The organism is Paraburkholderia sp. SIMBA_053 (assembly GCF_046534895.1).
GTDB classification, from domain to species: Bacteria; Pseudomonadota; Gammaproteobacteria; order Burkholderiales; family Burkholderiaceae; genus Paraburkholderia; species Paraburkholderia caledonica.
In genome coordinates this window covers 1-256 of sequence record NZ_JAWRXU010001116.1, presented here as the reverse complement: position 1 = coordinate 256, position 256 = coordinate 1, and the positions used below count along the sequence as shown (strand labels likewise).

Here is a 256-nt window from a genome sequence, read left to right as displayed (position 1 = left end):
ACGGGCATTCTCAATCGCGATCTGTTCGCGGGCGTCGACGAGGTGATCGAGGAGCGTGCGTATGCGCGCTTCTATATGCATCGCACGGGACATTGGCTTGGCATGGACGTGCACGACGCGGGCGACTATCGCGAGCGCGGCGCGCCCGTTGATGAAACCGGCGCATTGCCGTGGCGCACGCTGAAACCGGGCATGACGCTGACGATCGAGCCGGGCCTTTACATCCGAGCCGCTGATGATGTGCCCGAAAAGTACT

At 62.5% G+C, this 256-nt stretch carries 1 protein-coding gene; it reads left to right on the top strand.

The genetic code is table 11. The annotated features are described in order from the left end of the window. Positions 1-256, top strand: a 256-nt coding sequence (locus tag SB753_RS39100; RefSeq protein WP_410805425.1) for a M24 family metallopeptidase, incomplete at both ends; no start/stop codon positions are given.